Here is a 22185-nt window from a genome sequence, read left to right as displayed (position 1 = left end):
GGTCACGCAATATTAGGCAAGATATTGACGGCAGTCGAGAAAACGCCTAAATTCAGGGTGTCGGCGAGTGGCATGGGTCACCCGCTGTACTGAGCATGCGCCGGGGGCGGCGCGACCCAACGAAGCAGAACGAGCGGAGACTCCAATGGACCTCACGGGAAAGGTCGCCCTGGTAACCGGGGCCGGCCGCGGGCTGGGGCTGGCCTATGCGCGCGATCTCGCCCGCTCGGGCGCCGCGGTCGTGGTCAACGACGCCGACGAGGCGGCGGCCAAGGAGGCGACCGAGACCATCGCGAACGACGGAGGGCGCGCCGTCGCCGAGGTGGCGGCCGTCGGATCGTCCGAGGTGGCACAGCGCCTGGTCGACCGGGCGGTGGCGGAGTTCGGCAAGCTGGACATCCTGGTGACCAACGCGGGCATCCTGCGCGACCGCGTGCTGTGGAAGATGACCGACGAGGAGTTCGACGCCGTCATCGACGTCCACCTGCGCGGCACCTTCACCTGCGCCCGCGCCGCGGTGAGCCACATGCGCGAGCGCGGTGAGGGCGGCCGGCTGGTCCTGGTCACCTCGCCGGCCGGCCAGCGCGGCAACTTCGGCCAGACCAACTACGCCGCGGCCAAGGCCGGAATCGCCGCGATGGTCCGCACCTGGTCCATGGAGTGCGCCAAGGCCGGCATCACCGTCAACGCGGTCGTTCCCGTGGCGGCCACCCCCATGACCGAGACCATCCCCGCGTTCGCGCCCTACGTCGAGGCCACGCGGGAACGCGGCGAGCCGCTGCCCGACTGGATGCGCAAGGCCGAGGGATTCGGGATGCCCGAGGACGCCGCCGGGTTGGTCACGTTCCTCGCCTCGGAAGCGGCCGCCGACGTGACCGGCCAGTGCGTCGGCATCGGCGGCGACAAACTGTCGATGTGGTCCCACCCGCAGGAGACTACGGTCAGCTACCGCGAAGACGGCTGGAGCGCCGACGACATCGCCGCCACGTGGGCGAGCACGGTCGGCCGGGCGACCGAGAGCGTGGGCATCCCCGCCCCTGAGGCGCCCGAGGGGGGCGCCAAGTGACCGGCCCCGGTATCGACCTCGACTCTCTCGTCGCCATCGACGTGCACACGCACGCCGAGGTGTCGCAGGAGGGCACCGCCTCACTCAGCGACGAGTTGCATGAGGCGTCCAGCGCCTACTTCAAGGTCGAGGGCGACCGCAAACCCACCCTGCCCGAGATCGCCGCGCACTTCCGCGAGCGCTCCATGGCCTGTGTGGTCTTCCCCGTGGACACCGAGTCGACCACGGGTCAACCGGCCGTCCCCAACGAGGAGGTCGCCGAGGCCGCCGCCAACCACTCCGACGTACTCATCCCCTTCGCGAGCATCGACCCGGCCAAGGGCCGGCTGGGCGCGCGCCAGGCGCGGCGGCTCGTGGAGGAGTTCGGGGTCAAGGGCTTCAAGTTCCACCCGAACCTGCAGGAGTTCTACCCCAACGACCGCCGTGCCTACGTGCTCTACGAGACGCTGGCCGAGCTGGGCGTGGTCGCGCTGTTCCACACCGGCCAGACCGGGATCGGGGCGGGGGCGCCCGGTGGCGGCGGCATCCGGCTGAAGTACTCCAACCCGCTGCACGTGGACGACGTGGCCGCGGACTTCCCCGACCTGCCGATCATCCTCGCCCACCCCTCGTTCCCGTGGCAGGACGAGGCGCTCTCGATCGCCACCCATAAGCCCCGGGTGCACATCGACCTGTCGGGCTGGTCGCCGCGGTACTTCCCTCCCCAGCTCATCCAGTACGCCAACACCCTGCTGCAGGACAAGGTACTGTTCGGCTCCGACTACCCGGTCATCTCACCTGACCGCTGGCTGAAGTCGTTCGACAAGCTCGACATCAAGCCCGAGGTCCGGCCGAAGATTCTCAAGGAGAACGCCGCTCGGCTGCTCGGGCTCGCCCCCACGCAGGAATAAGCGAATAAGGCGGGATAGCGATGCGTAACAACGGAATCGGCTCTTGGCCGGCGCGCCGCGCGCGCATGGCGCCGGACCGGGTGGCGATCGTCCACGAGGACCGCACGCTCAACTACGACGATCTCCAACGGCGCGTGCTGCGGCTCGCGCACGCCCTGCGCGGGCTCGGGGTGCACCGGGGCGACCGGGTGGCCTACCTGGGCCACAACCACCCGTCGCTGCTGGAGACCCTCTTCGCCGCCGGACTCATCGGCGCCGTTTTCGTCCCCCTCAACACCCGGCTCGCCACTCCCGAGCTCGCCTACATCGTCGGCGACTCCGGGAGCAGCGTGCTCGTCTACGGCCCGGAGCACGCCGAGACGGCCGAAGGGCTGCGCGAGCGCACCGTGGTGCGCGAGTTCGTCCCCGTCGCCGGCGGCGGCGACACCGCCTCCGGCTTCGAGGACCTCATCGCCGGCTCCCCGGAGGACCCGCTCGACGAGCCGGTCGAGCTGGACGACATGTGCATGATCATGTACACGTCGGGTACCACCGGCCGCCCCAAGGGAGCGGTTCTCACGCACGGCAACATCACCTGGAACTGCGTCAACGTCGTCATCGAGGTCGACCTGACCGCTGATGAGGTGACGCTCGTCAGCGCTCCCCTGTTCCACACCGCCGCGCTCAACATGACGTGCCTGCCCACCCTGATGAAGGGCGGCCGGGTGGTCATCACCAAGGGGTTCGACCCCGAGGAGACCATCGACCTGTTCACGTCGCAGCGGATCACCTGGATGTTCGGGGTGCCCGCGATGTTCAACGCGCTGGCCGCCTCACCGCGGTGGGAGGAGGCCGACGTGTCCTCGCTGCGCGTGCTGGAGGCGGGCGGCGCGCCCGTCCCCGAGTCCACGATCGAGACCTACCAGAAGCGCGGCCTGACGTTCCTGCAGGGGTACGGCATGACCGAGACCGCGCCGGGCGCGCTGTTCCTCGGGGCCGCCGACAGCGCACGCAAGGCGGGGTCGGCCGGCAAGTCGAGCTTCTTCACCAACGTCCGGGTGGTCGACGAGAACGGCCGCGACACCGAACCCGGCCAGCCCGGCGAGATCGTCGTGGCCGGGCCCAACGTCATGAGCGGCTACTGGGGACGGCCCGACAGCACCGCGGCGGCGTTCACCAACGACGGCTGGTTCCGGACCGGGGACGTGGCCACCGTGGACGACGAGGGTTACGTCTACGTGGTCGACCGGGTGAAGGACATGATCATCTCCGGCGGGGAGAACATCTACCCGGCCGAGGTGGAGAACGTCCTCTACGACCACCCGGCCGTCAAGGAGGTGGCCGTGATCGGCGTGCCCGACGAGAAGTGGGGCGAGGCCGGCCGGGCGATCGTGGTCCCGCGGGAAGGCACCGAGGCCACCCCGCAGGACCTCCTCGACCACTGCTCGGGGCGCCTCGCCCGGTACAAGATCCCCAAGTCGGTGCACTTCGCCGACGCGCTCCCCCGCAACGCCTCCGGGAAGCTGCTCAAGACCCACCTGCGCCAGAGCCACGGCGACCCCTGAGAGGCGCCGACTCCCCCGCTCCGGACCACATCCCACCCCTGACCTGGAGGTAGACAACCATGGCCATCACTGTCAACGGAATCGACGAGCTGCGCAACGCCGCCGGGAAGGACCTCGGACACAGTTCGTGGCTGCAGGTCACCCAGGAACGCGTCAACACGTTCGCCGACGCCACCAACGACCACCAGTGGATCCACGTCGACCCCGAGCGCGCCAAGGAAGGCCCCTTCGGCGGGCCGATCGCGCACGGCTACCTGACGCTCTCGCTGATCATCCCGATGTTCTCCGAGGTCCTCAACATCGAGGGCATCAGCATGGCGGTCAACTACGGGCTGAACAAGGTGCGGTTCCTCGCCCCGGTCCCGGTCGGCTCGCACATCCGGCTGGCGGCGAGCCTCGGCGAGGTGACCGACGTCGCCAACGGTGTGCAGGTGCTCGTGGACGGCACCGTCGAGCTCGCCGGCTCCGAGAAGCCCGCCTGCGTCGCCCAGGCGGTGTACCGCTACCTCGCCTGACCTGCGGGACACCCCGGCCCGCACCCCGCGCACGGTGAGGTGCGGGCCGTGAGATGCTTTCGTTATGCCCAGCGACACGGACGGAGCCCGGGAGTTTCAGCGGCACCGCCCCCGGCTGTTCGCGCTCGCCTACCGGATGCTCGGTTCGGCCACCGAGGCCGAGGACGCGGTGCAGGACACCTACCTGCGCTGGCACGAGGCGGACCGCGAGAACATCGGCACCCCCGTCGCGTGGCTGACCACCGTGGTAACCAATCTCTGCCGCAACCGGCTCACCTCCGCCCGCGCGCAGCGGGAACGCTACCCCGGACCGTGGCTGCCCGAACCGGTGGCCACCGGCCCCGGAGCCGACCACGGGTTGGGCCCGCTGGAGACCACGGAGCAGCGCGAGTCGGTGTCGTTGGGGCTGCTGGCGCTGATGGAACGGCTCAGCCCTTCCGAACGCGCGGTGTTCGTGCTGCATGAGGCGTTCGACCACGACCACCGCGAGATCGCGGCGATCCTCGACGTCAACGAGCCGTCCTCACGGCAGCTGTTGCGGCGGGCCCGCCAGCGCCTGGCCGAGCAGCGCCCCCGCTACGATCCCGCACCGCAGGCCTGGCGGCAGGTGGTTGAGCTGTTCCTGGCGGCGGCGAACGGGGGCGACCTCACCGAGCTGGAACAGCGTCTCGCCGACGACGTGGTCGCCTACGCCGACGGCGGTGGCAGGGTCGCCGCGGCCAGGCGCCCCGTCGAGGGCCGGGACCTGGTCGGGCGTTACCTGAACGGTTTCCTGCGCAACGGCGCCCGGCTCTACGAGCTGGCCGTGGCCGCGCCCGGAACCGCCATGGAGATGCGCCGCCGCCCGGCCGGCCGCCCTCTGGCGGTCCTCACTCCCATCGAGGTCAACGCCCTGCCGGCGCTGTTGGTCCTGGTGGACGGCACACCGGCGATGGTCCAGCAGTTCCAGTTGCGCGCCGGCGAGGTCGCCACCATCCACACCATCGCCAACCCCGACAAGCTCGGCTTCCTCACCACTCAGTTGCGCACGGCTCCACTCGGTGTGACCTAGGACACGGCCATCGCCTGTCACGCCGGGCGGCTGTCGCCGGTTCAAGTCGCGACATTCCAGTCGCACCGTCGCCGAGGAAAGCGGGACGGTGCGTGCCGGCGGAGAGGAACCACCATGTCCCACACCGTTGCCGTGCTCGGAGCCGGATACGCCGGCCTCATGGCGGCGCAGCGCCTCGCCCGGCAGACCCGGCGCGAGGAGGTCCGGATCGTACTGGTCAACGCCACCGACAGGTTCGTCGAACGGGTGCGGCTGCACCAGACCGCCACCGACCAACCGCTGCCCGCGCGCCGCATCACCGAAAGCGTGCGGGGCACCGGAATCCGGGTGCGCATAGCGGAAGTCACCGGCGTCGACGCGGACCAGCGGCGCGTCCGCCTCACCGAGGACGGCGTGCCGGCCACCCAGGACTACGACACCCTGGTCTACGGGCTGGGAAGCGCCACCGGCACCGCAACGGTGCCGGGCACGCGGGCCCACGCCCACACCCTCGCCGAATGGGACCAGGCGAGGAGTTTCGCCGCGCACACGCTGAGCCGGCTCACCACCGAGGGCGGCAACGTCACCGTGGTCGGCGGCGGCCTGACCGGCCTGGAGACCGCAACCGAGCTCGCCGAGAGCCGCCCGGAACTGTCGGTTCGCCTGGTGACCCGCGGGCCGCTGGGACAGGAGTTCTCCCCGCGTGGGCGGGCCTACCTGCACCGCACGATGCACCGGCTGGGCATCGAGCTGGTCGATCGGGCCCCGGTAAGCGAGGTACTGCCCGGCGGGATGCGCCTTGGCGACGGGCGCCAGCTCGGCGCCGACGCGGTGCTGTGGACCGCCGGCTTCGCCGTCTCCGATCTCGCCCGCAAGGCGGGCCTGGAGGTCGACGACGCCGGGCGGATCACAGTGGACACCACGCAGCGCTCGGTCTCGCACCCGGAGGTCTACGCGGTCGGCGACGCCGCCCACGCGCCGGGACCGGGAGGACGGCCCCTGCGCATGGCGTGCGCCACCGGGGGTCCCATGGCGTGGAAGGCCGCCGACGCCATCGCCGCCCGACTCAGCGGCGACGAGCCAGCCCCACTGCGGTTCGCGTTTTTCAACTGGTGCGTCAGCCTGGGGCGCCGCGACGGCCTGATCCAGTTCGTGCGCAGCGACGACACTCCCCGCACCAGGGTGCTCACCGGTCGGGCAGCGGCGGCCTACAAGGAGGCGGTCGTACGCGGCGCGGCGGCCGCACCCACACACGGCTGGTTGAGCGGACCGTACCTGCCCCGGCCCCGCCGCCGGATCAGCACCGCGCAGACCGCGGCGCCCGCCGAGCGAGGGTAGGGCCCGGACCCAACAGGGAGCGCGCCGGCCGGTGCGGAGGGGCGCCGGCCGGCGCGAAGCTTTGCGAGCACACACCCGGCGAGGCGCGCCGGAAGTCGGCTACGGCGCGCCCACGGGGTGGGTGTCGATGGCGACCTCGGAGCGCAAGGTGCGGTGCACCGGGCACTTGTCGGCGATCTCCATGAGCTTGGCGCGCTGGTCGGCGTCGAGGTCGCCGTCGAGCTCGATCTCGCGCCGGATGTAGTCGACCCGGCCGGACTCGGTCTCGCAGTTCTCGCAGTCCGCGGCGTGGATGCGGCTGTGGCGCAGCCGCACCGTGATCCCGCGCAGGGGCCACTCCCTGCGCTGCGCGAACATCCGGATCGTCATCGACGTGCACGTCCCCAGCGAGGCGAGGAGCAGGTCGTAGGGGCTGGGCCCGGCGTCGGTCCCGCCGTCGGAGGCCGGCTCGTCGGCCGCCAGCTCGTGCGGCCCGACGGTGACGCGCTGCGCGTACCCGCCCTCGCCGGTCTCGGTGACCACCGTGACGCGCTGCTTATCGCCCCCACCGGCCGAGGTCCCGCCGGAAGTGTCGCCGCTGGTGTCCCCCACCCGTGCCTCCTGGTTGCTCGCTGATCGCTGCCGTCCACGCCACATGTCTACCCGCCGCGCGGCACCGGCCGCACACGCCCCGCGAGCCTATGTCAAAGCACCTCGACTCCGGCCAAGAAGGCCCGCCACTCGGCGGACTCGAAGGTGAGGTTGCCGTGGTCAGGGTGCTGGGAGTCGCGGACATCCACCGCGTAGCGGGAAACGCTACGAGCCTGGACACAGTTGTCCGCGCCTCTGGAACTGTAGCTGGACGTAATCCATTCACGGTTGAGCATCGAACTCTCTCCTGATCCTCTCGATAAGGGAACGCGAAGCGCTGGGGGCGAGCGCGGTCGCTGTTCGGGGATCCTTAGAGCCGGTGAGCGTCGGCGAGGAAGGCGCGCCACTCGGCACCGTCGAACGACAGATACCCGTGGTCGGGGTGTTGGGAGTCGCGGACATCCACCGCGTAGTGGGAAGCGCTACGAGCCTGGACACAGTTGTCCATGCCGCCCTGGGAGTAGCTGGACGTAATCCATTCACGGTTGAGCATCGAACTCTCTCCTGATCCTCTCGATAAGGGAACGTGAAGCGCTGGGGGCGAGCGCGACACCGCGCAGGTTCCCGAATATTGTCATATAGCCGTCGATGGCCGCCTTGTCGTCCCGGGGGTCACTGGAGACGTGAGTCTCGGTGTAGGCGAGGTGTCCCTTTTCTGGGACAACGAATAGGGCAAACGAGCCATCCATGCCGTAGTGCTCCGGGGTGTCCAGGGGAATCACCTGGACGGTCACCCGGGGTGGGATGGCCACTTCCAGCAGCTTGTCGAGCTGGGCCGCCATGGTCTCGACGCCGCCGACCGGACGGCGCAGTACGTGCTCCTCGATCACCGCCATGACTACCGCTCCCTGCTCGGCTTCGAGGATCTCCTGGCGCCGGATGCGGGCCTCCACCTGTTCGGTGACAGCGACCGACGTTGCGCCCGGGTTGCCCAGCTGGATCAGTTCCCGGGCATAGGCGGCGGTCTGGAACAGGCCCGGGACCACCGAGGACTGGTACAACCGAATCTCGGTCGCCTCCTGCTCCAGGGTCACCACGTCACGGAACCACTCGGCATAGCCGTCCTCGCGGTGCAGATCCTGCCACCGTTTCGCCAGCAGCCCACCGGCGTTAAGGACACTATCCAATCGGGGGATTTGTTCGGTCCCAAGCCCTTTCTTTCCGACCTCGACGTCGGATAGATGCGATTGGGAGATGTGCAGCGCCTTGGCGACATGCTGCTGCGTCATCCCTGCTCGCTTCCGGTAACGCCGCACCTCGAACCCGAACCGGAGCCGCGCGGACTTGCGCGATACCGCCATTTTACCGCCTCCTACCGCACCTGTATTGCCTTGAACCACAGCCCTCCGTGCGTTTCCGCTGGATGGCTGTAGCAATGGAAATACGCTACGGCGTTCGGCATTGTCGGGGCATGGGTTCTGGTGAATTGTGGAAAACGCGGACAGTTCGGATTCCAGGGCCCGAACAAACAAGAGCCCGGCGACAGTGGCGACTGTCCCGGGCCGTGGCCACCAACACGCTGAAGGAAGCTGGTGACGATGTCCGAGCCTACCGTTCCCGCCCAGACCCCGGCGATCGAGAATGCCGCCGAAGCGGCTATGCCCACGTCCCCGCCCGAGCCGGAGTTGCCGGACGAGCTGCTCCCTCTGCACGAGGAGTTCGGCGACTGGTGGCGGATCTGTTTCGAGCCGATGTGCCACAAGGCCCCCTACACCGCCCGCCCTCGCTTCGACGGCGGGCGCACCGTGCGGACCGACACCGTGCGCCTGCTGGGCCGCGTGCTGGCCGCCGCCACCCCCGACGAGGACGACGAACCAACCCCGGGCACCGCCGAGTAGCCCACTCCCCGCGCTCATCGGCGGGACAATGGCGCGGGAGATCCGGCCATGGCCTACCCCAGTGCCCGCTGGGCCGACCACCGCAACAGGTCGACCATCTCCGGCACCGGGCCGCGTGGCCGCTTCCGGTGCACCACGTACACCTCGCGCGCCGTCTCGGCCCCAGACAGGGGCACGGCGATCCAGCCGGTGGCGGGGGCGGCGCGCAGGATCGTCCGCGGGATCAGCCCGATCCCCACTCCGGACTGGATCAGGGCCAGCGTGACCTCGTAGTCGCGGGTCTCGTAGGCCACCGTGAGCCGGACCCCCTCGGCCTCGGCGGCCCGGTCCAGCGCGACCCGGTTCGAGATACCGGGCGCGCCGCAGATCCACTCCTCCTCGGTGAGGTCGGTCAGGCGCGGGGCGCCGCCGGCCGCCGGATGCCCCTCGGGAAGCACCAGCATCAGCGGGTCGACCAGGACCTGCTCGCGGTGCAGACCGCTGACGTGCGGAAGGGAGGTGCCCGGGTAGCGGTGCGTGATGAGCAGGTCCAGGTCGCCGGAGGTCACCAGCCCGTACCCGCCCGGCGGCTCGACGTCGGACAGCGCCAGGCGCACGTGCGGATGCGCACGGCCGAAGGCCGCCAGCGCGTTGGGCACCAGGACCTTCCCGGCGCTGGCGAACGCGCCCACGGAGAGCCGGCGCGGGGACTCCCCCGCCGCTGCCCGCGCGGCGGTCTCGGCGTCGCGCAGCTCGCCGAGCATGCGCTCGCCGTGCTCCAGAAGCACCTGTCCGGCCGCGGTGAGCCGCACCCCGGTACGGCCGCGTTCCACCAGAGCGCAGCCGAGCTCGCGTTCGAGCTTGGCAAGCTGCTGGGACAGCGCGGGCGGGGTGAACGCCATGCGCTCGGCCGCCGCGGCGATCGACCCGGCGTGCGCGACCTCCACCAGCACCCGCACCCGATTGGCGTCCAGCACCCGGATCCCCCATCGCCCGTTGGCACGGCCCGCGACAGTCCAGCCGCGCGTGGCGGCACAGCGCACCACGCGGCCAGGGTAAGCACTGGTTAATCTTCCTTAGGAACGTCAACTTTAACTTATGGCTCACGACCGGCAGAGTGAAGGCATGACCTCGAACACGGCGCTTCCGGCGCACGTCCCCACAGCAGTCGATGTCCGTGCGGCGGCGGAGCGGATCCTGCCCTACGCCCGCCGCACCCCGATCCTGCGCGCCCGGGTCGACGGGCGCCCCTTGGCCCTGAAACTGGAGCACATGCAGTTGACCGGGGCGTTCAAGCTGCGCGGCGCGCTGAACGCGTTGCTGGGGGGCGAGCCGACCGACCGGGTCATCACGGCGTCGGGGGGCAACCACGGCCTGGGCGTGGCCACTGCCGCGCGGCTGCTGGGGATCCAGGCGATCGTCTACGTGCCCACGACCGTGCCCGAAGCGAAGGCGCGGCGGCTTGAGCAGTCGGGCGCGGAGCTCGTCCGGGTCGGCGACCATTATGCCGTCGCGGCCGACGCGGCCCATAAGCGTGCCGCCGACGAGGGGGTGCGGTACCTGCACGCCTACGATGACCCGCTGGTGGTGGCCGGTCAGGGCACGGTCGGCCACGAGATCGCGGCCGACGCGCCCGAGTGCGACACCGTCGCGGTGGCTGTGGGCGGCGGCGGCCTGCTCGCCGGCGTGCGCCTGGGCGCGGGCGAGCGGCGGGTCGTCGCGGTGGAGCCGCAGGGGTGCCAGAGCCTGCACGCCGCGCTCGCCGCCGGCGCTCCGGTCGACGCTCCGGTCGACTCCGTGGCCTCCTCCGCGCTGGGCGCCACCCGGGTGGGTGAGTCGCCGTTCGGGGTGCTGCGTGCCAACCCGGTGTCGACGGCCCTGGTCTCCGACGAGGAGATCATCGCCGCGCGCGACCGGTTGTGGGAGGAGTTCCGGATCGCCGCCGAGCCCGCCGCCGCGGTGCCCTTCGCCGCCTGGCTGGCCGGGCGGGTGCCTGGCAACCAGGCGTGCCTGGTGATCTGCGGGGCCAACAGCGACTGGCAGCCCGGCGACTAGCACCACGGCGGCGGTTCGTTGGTGTGCGCCGCCCTCGGCACGGCCCGGGGGCGACGGCGACGGATCTCCTGCTCGCGGGCGCTGTCAGTCGAAGAGTTCCTCGACGGTCTCGGCGGTGACGGCGCGGGTGAGCCAGGTGTTGAGCTGGTCAAGATCGGTGCAGGAGCGGATGCGCTCACACTGGGCCTCGCTCACCGCAAAGCCCCGGGCACCGAGGATCATGACGATGTCCTCGGCTTTGCCCTCAGACTTGCCCTCAGACCTGCCCTCGGCCCTGCCTTGCCCGACGTACTTGCGAGCGAAATCGCTCTGCCACTCGTAGGTGCCAGTCGCCATCATGTCCTCCCACAGTTTCCGAGCCGCAGCGCTAAGCCTCGCCTCGATAAAGTCATTGTAGATAAGCCGGGTCCGTTCGGGCACGACATCCAAAGCGGCTTCCGCCGCTTTCAACACGGCCGGGTCGTCGCCGTGGGCGGCGGCCGATAGGACCGACAGTTCGGGCAGGCTCATAGCCTTCGCCGTGTCGTTGACGACCGGGACCTCGTTCGGGCCGATCGCGGCGGGACACAGGGTGGCCCCTCCGGCCTCGACCTCAATGGGCATGCGGGCCCACACCGCGGTCTTGACATCCGGGCACACCACCAGCAGCCGTACTGGGCAGCGCAAACGTTCGCGCACCGTTGTTACGTACACCGGCCAAGTGAAGGGCTTGTCCTGGTCCTCGCGCTGCTGGGTCTCGGTGATCACGGCAAGCAGCCGCTTGCCGTCCGCGGCGTAGAGCACGGTGACATCGTCGGCCTTGTACGGCTTCGGGGTCAGATTGGTCAGGTCGGCGCAGCCGATCTCGGCACGGGCGTAGTCGGGAATGGGGAAGCTGCAGACCTCGTCCAGCAAAGCGGGCGCCAAGTCCGGGTTGCGCTGGAACAGTTGAACCTGCAACTCGTGATCGAATCCGGGCATGCGGACAACCTAGAGCCCAGACGCCCCGGTTTCCGTGAAACGGAAAAGGTGGCCGGATCCAGCCACTTTTCCATGGACACGCCCCACGGGTCACGACTTTGGGGTAAGCACCGAACGAGCCATGGTCGCAGTAGCCGGGTGCACCGCCTCCTCGGCCGCCACGGCCCTACGATCATCCGGACCGGTCGTCGGCGGGGGCAGGCACGTTGTCGCCGTTGGCGGCCGGCGTGCCGGACAGCTCGCTGCGGAGCGCCCGGACTTCGGCCATCAGAATCTCCACCTCGGCGCGGGTGGCGGTGGTCTCCTCCTTCGTCGCGTCGACCTTCTCCACGAACCACGACGCCAGCGTCCCGGTCACCACACCGAGCAACGCGATCCCGGCCAGGAACAACCCGACCGCGATGAGGCGGCCCGCCGACGTCACCGGGTAGAAGTCGCCGTAGCCCACCGTGGTCACCGTGACCGCCGCCCACCACAGCGCCTCCTCGAACGTGGTGATGGTGGCCCCGGGCGCACCGCGCTCGGCGTCCAGCACCGCCAGGGAGGCGCAGAACAGAACCAGGCCCGAGGCGACGACCGCGAACATCGTGACATGCTGCCGCAGCGAGACCGTCAGCCTGCGGTTCAGCACGGTCACGATCGAGAGCAGTTGGATCAGCCGCAGCGGCCGCAGCACCGGCAGCACGACGATCGCCAGGTCGACGAGGTTGGTGCGGACAAAGGACCAGCGGTCGCGTGCGAGGGCCAGCCGAACGGAGTAGTCGGCGACGAACGCGGCCCAGGTGAGCCAGGTGAGGGCCCAGCACGCCGTCTGCCAGGGCCGCGCGAGTTCGGGGTCGAGGATCGGCCAGGCGTAGGCCGCGAGGAACAGCAGCGCCGCGCCGAGCATGGGAAACTCGGTGCGGCGCCGCCACCGGTCGAGTCTCTGGTTTCCGCTATTCACGCCCTCCAATCTGCATCACGGGCAGCACGGCGCGCCCGAAAGGTTCCCAAAAAGGCACCGTCTCCTATCCCCGGAGCCAGAGCGGCACGCCAAGGCCGGCGGCGCTACCGTGGAGCTCCAGGCAGCACCGGCGATCGGAGACCGATGTTCTACAGCACCACGCGGCGGGTGGGAGCGACACTGGGCCGGTTGCTCTACCGGCCCACGATCGAGGGGGTGGAGCACGTCCCGGCGACCGGGCCGGTGATCCTGGCCAGCAACCACCTGTCGTTCTGCGACAGCGTGGTGATCCCGCTGGCCGTGCCGCGCCATGTGCGTTTCCCGGCCAAGGCCGAGTACTTCGAGGGCCGGGGCCCCAAGGGGGCACTGTCCCGGGTGACGTTCACCGCGCTCGGGGCGGTACCGGTGCGGCGGGGCGCGGGCCGCGAGGCGATCGAGGCCCTCGATGTCGGTCTGCGCGCCCTCAAGGACGGGGAGGCGTTCGCGATCTACCCCGAGGGCACCCGTTCGCGCGATGGCCGGCTCTACCGCGGCCGGACGGGCGTGGCCTACCTGGCCCTGATGTCCGGGGCGCCGGTCGTGCCGGTGGCGCTGTCCGGCACCGAACGGATCCAGCCGATCGGCGCCAAGGTGCCGCGGATCAAGCCGATCCGGGTGCGCTTCGGGCCACCACTGGACTTCTCCATCGGCTATGACCACCTCAAAGCGGGCCGGGCCCGCCGGGCTGTGACCGACGAGATCATGGCCGCGATCCACGCGCTGTCCGGGCAGCCGCTCGCCGGAAAGTACAACGAGTACGGCGGCGAAGCGGACTAGCGGCCGGGCCGCGGGACGCCGCCCGGTTCCTCGTCCTTACTCAGCTCCAGGCCGGTGCAACATGAATTCCGCCCAGCGGCGCGCGGCACCGGCCCACCTGCCCGCACCTGAACGGTGCCGCGCCACGGCGGCCGGCCCCCGCCGGCCCGGGTGCGCCCATCAGGCCACCGGAGCGCGGCCGGCCAGCCACGCCTCCACATCCTCGGCCCGGCGCGGCAGGGCCGCCGAGAGCACCCGGTTGCCATCGTCGGTGACCAGCACGTCGTCCTCGATCCGGACCCCGATACCGCGCAGCTCGGCGGGCACGGTCAGGTCGTCGGGCTGGAAGTACAGCCCGGGTTCCACGGTGAGCACCATGCCGGGTTCCAGGTCGCCGTCGACGTAGCACTCGGTGCGCGCGACCGCGCAGTCGTGCACGTCCAGGCCAAGCATGTGCCCGGTGCCGTGCAGCGAGTATCGGCGCTGCAGGCCGAGGTCGAGGACGCGGCCGGCCGGGCCGTCGAGCAGCCCCCATTCGACCAGCCCTTCGGCCAGGACGCGCTGCGCCGCCTCGTGGTAGGCCCGGAAGGGCTTGCCCGGGGCGACCTCGGCGATGCCGGCCTCCTGGGCGGTGAGGACCAGGTCGTAGACGCGGCGCTGCACGTCGCTGAAGGTGCCCGAGATCGGCAGGGTGCGGGTGACGTCGGCGGTGTAGAGCGTGGTGGTCTCCACACCGGCGTCGAGCAGCACCATCTCGCCTTCGCGCACCGGGCCGTCGTTGCGCTGCCAGTGCAGGGTGGTGGAGTTGGGCCCCGAGGCGGCGATGGTGCCGTAGCCGACATCGTTGCCCTCAACCCGCGCGCGCAGGAAGAACGTGCCCTCGATGTAGCGCTCGGACGTGGCCCGCGCCTGCGGGAACGCGGCCACGACGTCGGCGAACCCGCGCACGGTGGAGTCGACGGCGCGCTGCAGCTGGCCGATCTCCCAGTCGTCCTTGACCAGGCGGACATCGGCCAGGTGGACGGCGAGCTCGAAGTCGCGCTCGGCCGCCTCGGCGTCCGCGTCGGCGTCGCCTCCGCGCAGGTCGCGCAGCACCTCCTCCAGCGCGTGGTCGTGTCCCCGGAGGATCCGGGTGGGCGCGGACGGTGCCTCGCGCAGCACCGCGGTCAGCTCTCGGACGTCGTCGGTGGCCAGCCCGAGGAGCTGGCCCGCCTCGGCGAGGCTGTTGCGGCGCCCGGTCCACAGCTCACCGAGCCCGTCGAGCCAGAACTCGCCGTTCTCCCGGTTGGAGCGGGGCAACAGGTACGCGGTGGCCTCGTGACCGCCGTCGGCGGTGGGCTCCAGTACCAGGCACCCGCCGTCGGACTGGTCGCCGGTGAGGTACACGTAGTCGCTGGACGGCCGGAACGGGTACTCGGTGTCGTTGGAGCGGGTCTTGAGCTGGCCCGCGGGGATGACCAGCCGCTCGCCGGGGAAGCGCGCGCTGAGCCCGGCACGGCGCTTGGCGGTGTAGGGCGCCTGCTCCAGCGGGCGCAGGTCGCGGCGCTCGGTGTCGGCCCAGCCGGTGCGCATCCACGCCGCCAGCTCCTCGGAGACGCTCTTGTACGGGCCGTTCTTCCGCGGGCTGGGCGCCGGTGCGGCGGCGCCGGCACCGTCGTGCTCCCGCTCCGCCTGCGGATGCTGGTGCTCGGTCACGGTGGCCCTCCTCGTCGAGTGCGGCTGCTGCGGCGGCGTAGTCCCCATCGTACGAGGAAGCGCCACCGACGCTGAGCGCTCGGCAACGGCCCGGCCGGTGGATCCGCTCTTTTGGAGACCAGGCGTCCCGCGCAATGTAATTCACTTGGTCATATGAGTGCACTTACGTTCCGCACCGACCCCGACGTCGAACGCGCGTTGGAGTACCTGACCCGCGACGGTAAATCCCGGTCCGAGGCGGCGCGGCAGGCCATCCTCACCGCTGAGCGCCAGGAGCAACGCGCTCGTCTGCGCGCCGAAGCCGAGGCGCTTCGAGATGACCCAGATGACGTGCGCGCGGCACTGGAGCTCGCCACGGAGATGGAGTCGTACAGTGCGTGGTGACCTCTACCGGCTCAAGGCGCCACGTGACAACTGTGGCCACGAGCAAGCCGGAGACGCTATGCCGTGGTGGTCCAGTCCGATGACGTCCCCCTGTCCACCTGGCTGGTGGCCCCGACCTCCACAGGGCGCCGATCGGCCTCGTTCCGGCCGGAGATCGAGATCAACGGCACCAAGACTCGGGTTCTGGTCGAACAAGTAACCGCGGTCGACCCGGAAAAACGACTCGCGGAGTTCGCTGGTCAACTTAACGCTGACGAGATGTCCGCGGTCGACGCCGCCCTGCGCGACGTACTCGGGCTGGACTAGATCCCAGGGCAAGCGTGGGTGTGCGGGCGTGACCAACCGCCACCCCGGGGTGTGGCGGCGCCGGTACCGTCGTGCTCCCGCTCCGCGTGCGGATGCTGGTGCTCGGTCACGGTGGCCCTCCTCGTGGAGTGCTGCTACGGCGGCGTAGTCCCCATCGCACGAAGGCGCGCCGCCCGCCCGAAGCGCTGCCGTCAACGGACGCGTCGGCGACCCTGGCCGTTGGTCCCGCCTCACGCCAGTCCGTCCTTCTCGCGAACCGCGCACCACCGGCCGTATCGCGAGGCTCGCAGGCTGCGGGCCGTTTCCGCGCCACGACCGGAACTCTTCTTCGGGGCCGCGAGCGCCGCAAGAGTCGAGGGTGTTCGCGCCTCTGCCCGCGAACCTTGACCTCAATCGCGATTGAGGTTGCAGGATGGGCTCCCAGTACCTGCCGCCTGACCCCGAGGAGCACCTACGTGAGCGCGGACTCCGGTTTCTATTCGATCATCGACTACACCGTCGACGGTTTCGACACCCAGCGAGAGCTCGTGGCGGCCTTCGCGGAGATCCAGGAGCGGTGGGTGCGGTTCTATCCCGGCTACCGGTCGGCCCGCTTCCACGCGAGCACCGACGGCGCCCGCGTGTACACCATCGTCCACTGGGCCAGCGAGGCGGACTACCGCGACTTCGTGGCGACCTCGGACGGCGAATCCCGGATGGACGCCATCCGCACGGCCCTGGAGGGCCTGTCCGGTAAGGCCGAGGTGCGCATGAGCGAAGCTCCCACCTACACCGTCGTCCACGAGGTCGGTCCGGGGCCGCAGCGCCTCGACCCCTGACCGCGAACGCCGCTCCGTAGCGGCCTTCCCCTTGCCCGGGTGCGGGGCTGGTCGTTCCCCAGACGCTCGTGCGGGCGCCCGCACACCGCCGACCGGGTGACCGGGCCACGCCCACCAGCCCCTAAAGTGATCCTCATGGCATTGACCGAGCGCACACTTCTAGGACCCGGACCGAGTAACCCGTATCCCGAGGCCACGGCGGGATTGGCGGCACCGTTGCTCGGCCATCTCGATCCCGAATTCATCGCTGTCCTCGAACGCACCTGCGACCACCTGCGCTCCGCGTGGGGCACCGCCAACCCGGTGACGCTTCCCCTTTCCGGGACCGGGTCGATCGGCATGGAGGCGGCCTTCGCCAACACCGTCCGCCCCGGCGACGTCGTCGTGGTCGCCGTCAACGGACTGTTCGGCGTACGCATGTGCGAGGTGGCGGCCCGGTACGGCGCCGAGGTCGTGCGGGTGGACCACCCGTGGGGCGACCCCGTGGACACCGAGCGCGTCCTGGCGGCCCACCCCTCGCCGGCCCTGGTCGCGGCCGTGCACGCCGAGACCTCCACCGGCGCGCGCAGCGACATCGCCGGCCTGGGCGCGGCCCTGCGGGAACACTCGCCGCAAAGCCTGCTGCTGGCCGACTGCGTGACCTCGCTCGGCGGAATCGAGGTCGCCGTGGACGAGTGGGGCGTCGACATCGCCTACTCGGGCACCCAGAAGTGCCTCGGTGTCGCGCCGGGGCTGGCGCCGTTCACCTTCTCCGAGCGGGCGTGGGAGCGCCGCGTGGAGATTCCGCCGGTGTGGTACCTCGACCTGGGCCTGCTGGGCGGCTACGTGCGCGGCGGGCCCAGCGGGCGCGCCTACCACCACACGGCGCCGGTGGCGATGGTCGCCTCGCTCGACGCGGCGCTGGCGCGGCTGCACGAGGAGGGCCTGGACGCCGTCCAGGAGCGGCACCAGGCGGCCGGGCGGCGGCTGCAGGACGGGCTGCAGGAAATGGGCCTGGAGCTGTTCGCCGCCGAAGGCCACCGGCTCCCGCAGTTGACCTCGGTACGCGTGCCGGAGGGCGTCGACTCCGCGAAGGTGCGCGAGCAACTGCTCACCGAGTACGGCATCGAGATCGGGGCCGGGGTGGGCGACTACGCCGCCTCGGTGTGGCGGATCGGCCTGATGGGCCACAACGCCCGGCTCGACCGTGCCGAGCTGATCCTTGCGGCACTGCGGCGGGTGCTGGGCCGCTGACCCGCGCGACCGCGGGAGCGCGGCCGAACTGCCACGGGGCCGCGCTCCCGTTTCGCGTCCCGGTCCCTGCCCGCCGCACGGGTGTCAGCCCGGCGCCGGTCCGGTGGAGCCCCGGATGACCAGGTGCGCGGGCAGCACGAGCTGTTGGGGCTGGGGGCCGCGCCGCTCTGGCCCGCGCGCCCGGAGCAGCAGGTCGACGCCGGCCCGTCCCAGTTCCTCGAACGGCCCGGCCAGCGTGGTCAGCGGCGGCGAGCAGAAGTCGGCACCGAAGATGTCGTCGTAGCCGACCACACTGATGTCGGAGGGGACACCGACCCCGCGTTCCGCGAACCGGCGCAGCACCCCGATACCGAGCAGGTCGTTGTGGGCGACGGCAGCGGTGGTCTTGGAGCCGAGCGCGGCGTCGGCGGCCGCGCCACCGCCGTGCATCGTGGGTGGGAACGGCCCGAGCCGGGTCGCGGTCAGGCCGAGTGCGCGCGCCGCCGTCCTCAGCGCGTGCCAGCGCTGCGCGGCCAGCCACGACCTGCGCGGACCGGCCAGGTACACCAGTGAGGTGTGGCCGAGCGACGCGAGGTGCTCGACGATCTGGCGGGTGCCGTCGACGACATCCACGATCGCGCTGGAGTAGCCGTCGACCTGCCGGTTGATCAGGGTCAGCCGGTGACTGGCCAGTTCCCGGATGCTGTCGTCGGCCATGCGGCTGGCGGCGATCAGGAACCCGTCCACGGACCGGCTGAGCTGCTCGACGTGGCGCGCCTCCAGCTCCGGCGACTCCTTGCTGTCGCCGAGGATCAGGGTGAACCCGGCGGCGCGCACCTGCTCCTCCGCACCCCGGATGATGCCGAAGAAGTGCGGGTTGGTGATGTCGGCGACGATCAGCGCCACGGTCCGGGTACGGCCCGAGGGCAGGGCGCGCGCCAGCGGGTTGGGCTGGTAGCCGAGCTGTTCCGCGACGGCGTGCACGTGTTCGCGGGTGCGCGCGCTCACCCGGGTGGGGTTGCTGAAGGTCCGGGAAACGGTCGACGTGGCCAGCCCTGCCGCGCGGGCGACGTCGTAGATGGTCGCGGGCCGCCGCGGGGCGCCCGCTACCGGTTCCGTCTCCCCCGCCGGTTCGGGATCCTGCTGCTGCACGGGCTGACCTCCAGGGAACGCGTCGACGGTTCCAGTTGTACGGCTAATGGCAACTTTTGGCAACCGATTGTCATAACGAATCGGGTCGTTCTACGGTTTGACCCGAACGTCGCCTGTGACAGCCGTCACAGCGCGTGCCGATCGCGTTCACTGTAAGGAGTTGCCTGATGAGGGCCATTGTTCTGACCGAGCCTCAGCGCGTTGAGGTGGTCGAGGAGTGGCCGGAACCCGTCGCGGGCCCGCACGATGTCATCGTCGCGGTGCGCGGAGTCGGGCTATGCGGATCGGACCTGAGCGTCTACGACGGCAACCGGGCGGTTCCCTCGTCCCCGTGGGTCATGGGCCACGAGGGCGGCGGAGAGATCGTCGCTGTCGGCTCCCGTGTCACCGACCGCCGGGTCGGCCAGCGCGTCGCGATCGAGCCGAACTACTGCTGCTTCGAGTGCCCCCCGTGCCGCGCCGGCCACACGTCGGCGTGCACCCGGCGCGAGATCGTCGGGATGAACACTCCCGGCCTGCTCGCCGAACGCGTGGCGGTTCCGGCCCGCTTCACCTGGCCGGTCCCCGAGCACGTCGCCGACGAGTCGCTCGCGTGCGTCGAGCCGCTCGCGGTGGCGCGTGCCGCGGTGCGGCGCTCGGGTGCCGCGGCCGGCGACCGGTGCCTGGTCGTGGGCGCCGGCTCGCAGGGGCTGCTCCTCTGCCAGGCGCTCGTCGAGGCCGGCGCGGAGGTCCGCGTCACCGAGCCGCACGAGGGCAGGCTGGCCCTCGCTGAGACGCTGGGGGCCAAACGGGCCGACCTCGACCGCGGCGACGAGTACCTCCTCGCGTTCGACACCACCGGGGCGCCGCAGGGGTGGCAGACCACGATGGAGGCCCTGGCCAGGACCGGCACGGCCATCGTGATCGGCATGACCGCCGACCCCGTTCCGCTGTCCACCCGGGACCTGGTGCAGCGGCAGATGAGCGTGCGCGGCGTGCTCATCTACGACCACCCGGACGACTTCCGCGACACGGTGGCAGCGGTCGCCAGCGGCGCGCTGTTACCCGCGCGGACCCTCCAGGCCGGCTTCGCCCCGCGGGAGGCGGCGACGGCCTTCGCGCGGGCCCGCACCGCCCCCGGCAAATCGTGGATCAACATGGCCGTGTGGCAGGAGGGCAGCCAATGAGTGCCGAGGCCCGCGCAGGGACCGTACGCCGCGGTGCCAGGGCCGTCCTGCGCTGGGTCGGCGGCGCCGAGCAGGTCGTCGGCGGACTCCTGGTCCTGCTGATCTTCGTGCTGATGCTGGTCCAGGCGGGCCAGCGCTACCTGCCCGTCGGCGGCTGGCTGTGGACCGGTGAGCTGGCCAGGTTCAGCCTGGTGTGGCTGACCTTCGCCCTGGCGGGCTACCTGATGGGCCGCGACGGCCACATCAGCCTGAAGCTGGTCGACTACGCGGCCAGCGGGGCCGTGCTCCGCGGGGTGCGGATCTTCGCCAACGTCGTGGTCGCCGCCGTGTGCGTCGGATACGCCGCCGAGGCCTACGAGTTGCTGCGGCAGCCGTCGATACAGACCTCGCCGTCGCTCGGAATTCCGGTGCGCTGGATCTTCGCGGTCCCCTTCGTCGGGCTGTCATTGACCGCGATCCGGGCGGTGCTCGCGATCGCCGTTCCGCGGGCCGACGCGGACGACGCGGACGACGAGCGGTCCGCACCGCACACCCCCACCTCAGGAGGGCCGATCGGGTGAGCATGATCCTGCTGGCACTGGGCATCGTGGCCCTGCTCGCGCTGCGGGTGCCCGTGGCGTTCTCCCTTCTGGGGCCCTCGCTGCTCTACATGCTGCTCAACGGCCAGTCCCTGGGCCTGAGCCTGCGGCAGGTCACCGAGGGGGTCGACAGCTTCCCGCTGCTGGCGGTACCGCTGTTCATCCTCGTCGGCGTGGTGGCCAACCGCGCCGGGATCGCCGACCGGCTCTTCGAGTTCGCGTTGTCGCTCCTGGGCCGCCTCCGGGCGAGCCTCGGCTACGTCAACATCGGGGTGAGCCTCGGCTTCTCCTGGATGAGCGGGTCGGCGCTCGCGGACGCCGCCGGCCTGGGCAAGGTCGAGGTTCCCGCCATGGTGCGCAACGGCTACCCCAAACGGTTCGCGGTCGGGGTCACAGCGGCGTCGAGCCTGGTGGGTCCGATCATGCCGCCGAGCATCCCGGCGATCATCTACGCCTCGATCGCGGCGGTGTCCACGGGGGCGCTGTTCGCGGCCGCGGTGGTGCCGGCCTTCCTCATGGCCATCGGCCTGGCGCTCGCGGTGTTCCTGTGGTCGCGTCGGCACCCGGAACTGAAGGGCGATCCGTTCAGTATCCGCCGGCTCGCCCGGGCGACGGTGCGGGTGATCGGCGCGCTCGGCGCTCCCGTGATCATCCTCGGTGGGATCCTCAGCGGTTTCTTCACCCCCACCGAGGCGGCCGCGGTCGGTGCCGCCTACGTGCTGCTGCTCGGGTTCGGCTACCGCACCGTCGCGCTGCGCGACGTCCCGGGCATCCTCCGCGAGACCGCCGTGACCACGGCGTCCATCACCCTGATCATCGCCGCGTCGGGGCTGCTGGGCTGGATCCTGGCGCGCGAGCAGGTGCCGCTCCTCGTCGCCGACACGATGTTCGGCATGACCGACAGCCCTCTCGCCTTCCTGCTGATGGTCAACATCGTGCTGATCGTCCTCGGATCGGTGCTCGAAGGGACGTCGGCGCTGGTCATCACGGTCCCGATTCTGCTGCCGATCGCCGGGCAGTTCGGGGTGGACCCGCTGCACTTCGGTGTCGTCATGATCCTCAACCTGATGATCGGGCTGCTCACCCCGCCGATCGGGGCGGTGCTGTACGTCATGAGCCCGGTGACCGACCTGCCCGTGCACGAGGTGTTCCGCGGCACGGCGCCGTTCCTGGTGCCGTTGCTGGCGGTGCTCGCCGTCGTGACGTTCTTCCCGCAGACCGTGCTGGTCCTGCCCGGCCTTCTCGGCCTGTGACCCCGCCCGGCCCGGTTCCCACCGGGCCACCCCCGCAC

At 70.9% G+C, this 22185-nt stretch carries 25 protein-coding genes; 16 read left to right on the top strand and 9 right to left on the bottom strand.

From position 1 onward, the window contains the following. Positions 1-145: 145 nt before the first annotated feature. The 6 genes from F4561_RS11870 to F4561_RS11845 all read left to right on the top strand — a co-directional run bounded on the left by F4561_RS11870 (position 146) and on the right by F4561_RS11845 (position 6383). The gene (locus tag F4561_RS11870; protein WP_184578026.1) at positions 146-1066 is read left to right on the top strand and encodes an SDR family NAD(P)-dependent oxidoreductase; all 921 of its coding nucleotides are present in this window, start codon (positions 146-148) and stop codon (positions 1064-1066) included. Beyond that, the gene (locus F4561_RS11865) at positions 1063-1956 is read left to right on the top strand and encodes an amidohydrolase family protein (protein WP_312885223.1); all 894 of its coding nucleotides are present in this window, start codon (positions 1063-1065) and stop codon (positions 1954-1956) included. The genes F4561_RS11870 and F4561_RS11865 overlap by 4 nt, the downstream gene beginning before the upstream one ends. Positions 1957-1976: 20 nt before the next feature. Next, positions 1977-3500 carry an acyl-CoA synthetase gene (locus F4561_RS11860; protein WP_184578023.1) on the top strand — a complete coding sequence of 508 codons (1524 nt, stop codon included), beginning with the start codon at positions 1977-1979 and terminating at the stop codon, positions 3498-3500. A 59-nt stretch (positions 3501-3559) separates the two neighbouring features. Beyond that, a complete protein-coding gene (locus F4561_RS11855; RefSeq protein WP_184578020.1) occupies positions 3560-4015 on the top strand; it encodes a MaoC family dehydratase in 456 nt (151 codons plus the stop codon). Positions 4016-4079: 64 nt separating this feature from the next. Further along, entirely contained in the window at positions 4080-5066 is a 987-nt protein-coding gene (locus F4561_RS11850; protein ID WP_184578017.1) for a sigma-70 family RNA polymerase sigma factor, read from the top strand. A 114-nt stretch (positions 5067-5180) separates the two neighbouring features. After that, entirely contained in the window at positions 5181-6383 is a 1203-nt protein-coding gene (locus F4561_RS11845) for an NAD(P)/FAD-dependent oxidoreductase (RefSeq protein WP_184578014.1), read from the top strand. Between the two features lie 99 nt (positions 6384-6482). Here the strand turns inward: F4561_RS11845 and F4561_RS11840 are convergent, their stop codons facing one another. The 4 genes from F4561_RS11840 to F4561_RS11825 form a co-directional block, all read right to left on the bottom strand. Further along, a complete protein-coding gene (locus tag F4561_RS11840; RefSeq protein WP_312885222.1) occupies positions 6483-6974 on the bottom strand; it encodes an OsmC family protein in 492 nt (163 codons plus the stop codon). A 92-nt stretch (positions 6975-7066) separates the two neighbouring features. Then, positions 7067-7249, bottom strand: coding sequence for a DUF397 domain-containing protein (locus tag F4561_RS11835; protein ID WP_184578008.1), 183 nt, complete (start codon positions 7247-7249; stop codon positions 7067-7069). A 74-nt stretch (positions 7250-7323) separates the two neighbouring features. Continuing rightward, positions 7324-7506 carry a DUF397 domain-containing protein gene (locus F4561_RS11830; protein ID WP_184578005.1) on the bottom strand — a complete coding sequence of 61 codons (183 nt, stop codon included), beginning with the start codon at positions 7504-7506 and terminating at the stop codon, positions 7324-7326. Continuing rightward, positions 7493-8314: a helix-turn-helix domain-containing protein gene (locus tag F4561_RS11825; protein WP_184578002.1), complete on the bottom strand. Its 822-nt coding sequence runs from the start codon at positions 8312-8314 to the stop codon at positions 7493-7495. Before F4561_RS11825 ends, F4561_RS11830 begins: the two co-directional genes overlap by 14 nt. A gap of 237 nt (positions 8315-8551) precedes the next feature. Here F4561_RS11825 and F4561_RS11820 point away from each other — a divergent pair, with 237 nt between their 5' ends. After that, on the top strand, positions 8552-8851 hold the full coding sequence (locus F4561_RS11820) for a hypothetical protein (RefSeq protein WP_184577999.1): 300 nt from the start codon (positions 8552-8554) through the stop codon (positions 8849-8851). Positions 8852-8904: 53 nt separating this feature from the next. On the opposite strand, the gene F4561_RS11815 is transcribed toward F4561_RS11820, so the two are convergent. Continuing rightward, positions 8905-9807, bottom strand: a complete 903-nt coding sequence (locus F4561_RS11815; RefSeq protein ID WP_184583515.1) for a LysR family transcriptional regulator — start codon at positions 9805-9807, stop codon at positions 8905-8907. A gap of 148 nt (positions 9808-9955) precedes the next feature. Here F4561_RS11815 and F4561_RS11810 point away from each other — a divergent pair, with 148 nt between their 5' ends. Then, the gene (locus F4561_RS11810; RefSeq protein WP_184577996.1) at positions 9956-10885 is read left to right on the top strand and encodes a serine/threonine dehydratase; all 930 of its coding nucleotides are present in this window, start codon (positions 9956-9958) and stop codon (positions 10883-10885) included. 84 nt (positions 10886-10969) lie between these two features. Here F4561_RS11810 and F4561_RS11805 read toward each other — a convergent pair whose 3' ends face one another. Beyond that, positions 10970-11845 (bottom strand): hypothetical protein, encoded by an 876-nt coding sequence (locus F4561_RS11805; RefSeq protein ID WP_184577994.1) that lies wholly within the window; start codon positions 11843-11845, stop codon positions 10970-10972. Between the two features lie 172 nt (positions 11846-12017). After that, positions 12018-12788, bottom strand: a complete 771-nt coding sequence (locus F4561_RS11800; RefSeq protein ID WP_312885221.1) for a potassium channel family protein — start codon at positions 12786-12788, stop codon at positions 12018-12020. Between the two features lie 144 nt (positions 12789-12932). Here F4561_RS11800 and F4561_RS11795 point away from each other — a divergent pair, with 144 nt between their 5' ends. Next, complete coding sequence (locus F4561_RS11795; RefSeq protein WP_184577991.1) at positions 12933-13604, top strand: lysophospholipid acyltransferase family protein; 672 nt, start codon at positions 12933-12935, stop codon at positions 13602-13604. Positions 13605-13763: 159 nt separating this feature from the next. Here F4561_RS11795 and F4561_RS11790 read toward each other — a convergent pair whose 3' ends face one another. Beyond that, a complete protein-coding gene (locus F4561_RS11790; protein WP_312885220.1) occupies positions 13764-15278 on the bottom strand; it encodes an aminopeptidase P family protein in 1515 nt (504 codons plus the stop codon). A 153-nt stretch (positions 15279-15431) separates the two neighbouring features. Here F4561_RS11790 and F4561_RS11785 point away from each other — a divergent pair, with 153 nt between their 5' ends. The 4 genes from F4561_RS11785 to F4561_RS11770 all read left to right on the top strand — a co-directional run bounded on the left by F4561_RS11785 (position 15432) and on the right by F4561_RS11770 (position 18019). After that, the gene (locus tag F4561_RS11785) at positions 15432-15662 is read left to right on the top strand and encodes a hypothetical protein (protein ID WP_184577985.1); all 231 of its coding nucleotides are present in this window, start codon (positions 15432-15434) and stop codon (positions 15660-15662) included. 66 nt (positions 15663-15728) lie between these two features. After that, the gene (locus F4561_RS32515; RefSeq protein WP_312885219.1) at positions 15729-15968 is read left to right on the top strand and encodes a type II toxin-antitoxin system PemK/MazF family toxin; all 240 of its coding nucleotides are present in this window, start codon (positions 15729-15731) and stop codon (positions 15966-15968) included. Between the two features lie 455 nt (positions 15969-16423). Next, positions 16424-16786 (top strand): antibiotic biosynthesis monooxygenase, encoded by a 363-nt coding sequence (locus F4561_RS33685; protein ID WP_184577981.1) that lies wholly within the window; start codon positions 16424-16426, stop codon positions 16784-16786. A gap of 135 nt (positions 16787-16921) precedes the next feature. Continuing rightward, complete coding sequence (locus F4561_RS11770) at positions 16922-18019, top strand: pyridoxal-phosphate-dependent aminotransferase family protein (RefSeq protein WP_184577978.1); 1098 nt, start codon at positions 16922-16924, stop codon at positions 18017-18019. Between the two features lie 84 nt (positions 18020-18103). Here F4561_RS11770 and F4561_RS11765 read toward each other — a convergent pair whose 3' ends face one another. After that, entirely contained in the window at positions 18104-19150 is a 1047-nt protein-coding gene (locus F4561_RS11765; RefSeq protein ID WP_184577975.1) for a LacI family DNA-binding transcriptional regulator, read from the bottom strand. Between the two features lie 167 nt (positions 19151-19317). Here F4561_RS11765 and F4561_RS11760 point away from each other — a divergent pair, with 167 nt between their 5' ends. The 3 genes from F4561_RS11760 to F4561_RS11750 are packed head-to-tail and all read left to right on the top strand — an operon-like array spanning position 19318 to position 22147. Then, entirely contained in the window at positions 19318-20316 is a 999-nt protein-coding gene (locus F4561_RS11760; protein WP_184577971.1) for a zinc-dependent alcohol dehydrogenase, read from the top strand. Further along, a complete protein-coding gene (locus F4561_RS11755) occupies positions 20313-20876 on the top strand; it encodes a TRAP transporter small permease (RefSeq protein WP_184577968.1) in 564 nt (187 codons plus the stop codon). The genes F4561_RS11760 and F4561_RS11755 overlap by 4 nt, the downstream gene beginning before the upstream one ends. Further along, positions 20873-22147, top strand: coding sequence for a TRAP transporter large permease (locus F4561_RS11750; RefSeq protein ID WP_184577965.1), 1275 nt, complete (start codon positions 20873-20875; stop codon positions 22145-22147). The genes F4561_RS11755 and F4561_RS11750 overlap by 4 nt, the downstream gene beginning before the upstream one ends. Positions 22148-22185: the final 38 nt, after the last annotated feature.

This window comes from Lipingzhangella halophila (genome assembly GCF_014203805.1).
GTDB lineage: Bacteria > Actinomycetota > Actinomycetes > Streptosporangiales > Streptosporangiaceae > Lipingzhangella > Lipingzhangella halophila.
The sequence above is the reverse complement of the archived record's forward strand: the minus strand, read 5'-3'. Positions and strand labels throughout refer to the sequence as shown.

What these genes read in the sequence shown, in the direction of transcription:
- F4561_RS11870 (WP_184578026.1), top strand. Translation starts at nt 146, where the DNA reads ATGGACCTCACGGGAAAGGTCGCCCTGGTAACCGGGGCCGGCCGCGGG.
- F4561_RS11860 (WP_184578023.1), top strand. Translation starts at nt 1,977, where the DNA reads ATGCGTAACAACGGAATCGGCTCTTGGCCGGCGCGCCGCGCGCGCATG.
- F4561_RS11855 (WP_184578020.1), top strand. Translation starts at nt 3,560, where the DNA reads ATGGCCATCACTGTCAACGGAATCGACGAGCTGCGCAACGCCGCCGGG.
- F4561_RS11850 (WP_184578017.1), top strand. Translation starts at nt 4,080, where the DNA reads ATGCCCAGCGACACGGACGGAGCCCGGGAGTTTCAGCGGCACCGCCCC.
- F4561_RS11845 (WP_184578014.1), top strand. Translation starts at nt 5,181, where the DNA reads ATGTCCCACACCGTTGCCGTGCTCGGAGCCGGATACGCCGGCCTCATG.
- F4561_RS11835 (WP_184578008.1), bottom strand. Translation starts at nt 7,249, where the DNA reads ATGCTCAACCGTGAATGGATTACGTCCAGCTACAGTTCCAGAGGCGCG.
- F4561_RS11830 (WP_184578005.1), bottom strand. Translation starts at nt 7,506, where the DNA reads ATGCTCAACCGTGAATGGATTACGTCCAGCTACTCCCAGGGCGGCATG.
- F4561_RS11825 (WP_184578002.1), bottom strand. Translation starts at nt 8,314, where the DNA reads ATGGCGGTATCGCGCAAGTCCGCGCGGCTCCGGTTCGGGTTCGAGGTG.
- F4561_RS11820 (WP_184577999.1), top strand. Translation starts at nt 8,552, where the DNA reads ATGTCCGAGCCTACCGTTCCCGCCCAGACCCCGGCGATCGAGAATGCC.
- F4561_RS11810 (WP_184577996.1), top strand. Translation starts at nt 9,956, where the DNA reads ATGACCTCGAACACGGCGCTTCCGGCGCACGTCCCCACAGCAGTCGAT.
- F4561_RS11805 (WP_184577994.1), bottom strand. Translation starts at nt 11,845, where the DNA reads ATGCCCGGATTCGATCACGAGTTGCAGGTTCAACTGTTCCAGCGCAAC.
- F4561_RS11795 (WP_184577991.1), top strand. Translation starts at nt 12,933, where the DNA reads ATGTTCTACAGCACCACGCGGCGGGTGGGAGCGACACTGGGCCGGTTG.
- F4561_RS11785 (WP_184577985.1), top strand. Translation starts at nt 15,432, where the DNA reads ATGAGTGCACTTACGTTCCGCACCGACCCCGACGTCGAACGCGCGTTG.
- F4561_RS11770 (WP_184577978.1), top strand. Translation starts at nt 16,922, where the DNA reads ATGGCATTGACCGAGCGCACACTTCTAGGACCCGGACCGAGTAACCCG.
- F4561_RS11760 (WP_184577971.1), top strand. Translation starts at nt 19,318, where the DNA reads ATGAGGGCCATTGTTCTGACCGAGCCTCAGCGCGTTGAGGTGGTCGAG.
- F4561_RS11755 (WP_184577968.1), top strand. Translation starts at nt 20,313, where the DNA reads ATGAGTGCCGAGGCCCGCGCAGGGACCGTACGCCGCGGTGCCAGGGCC.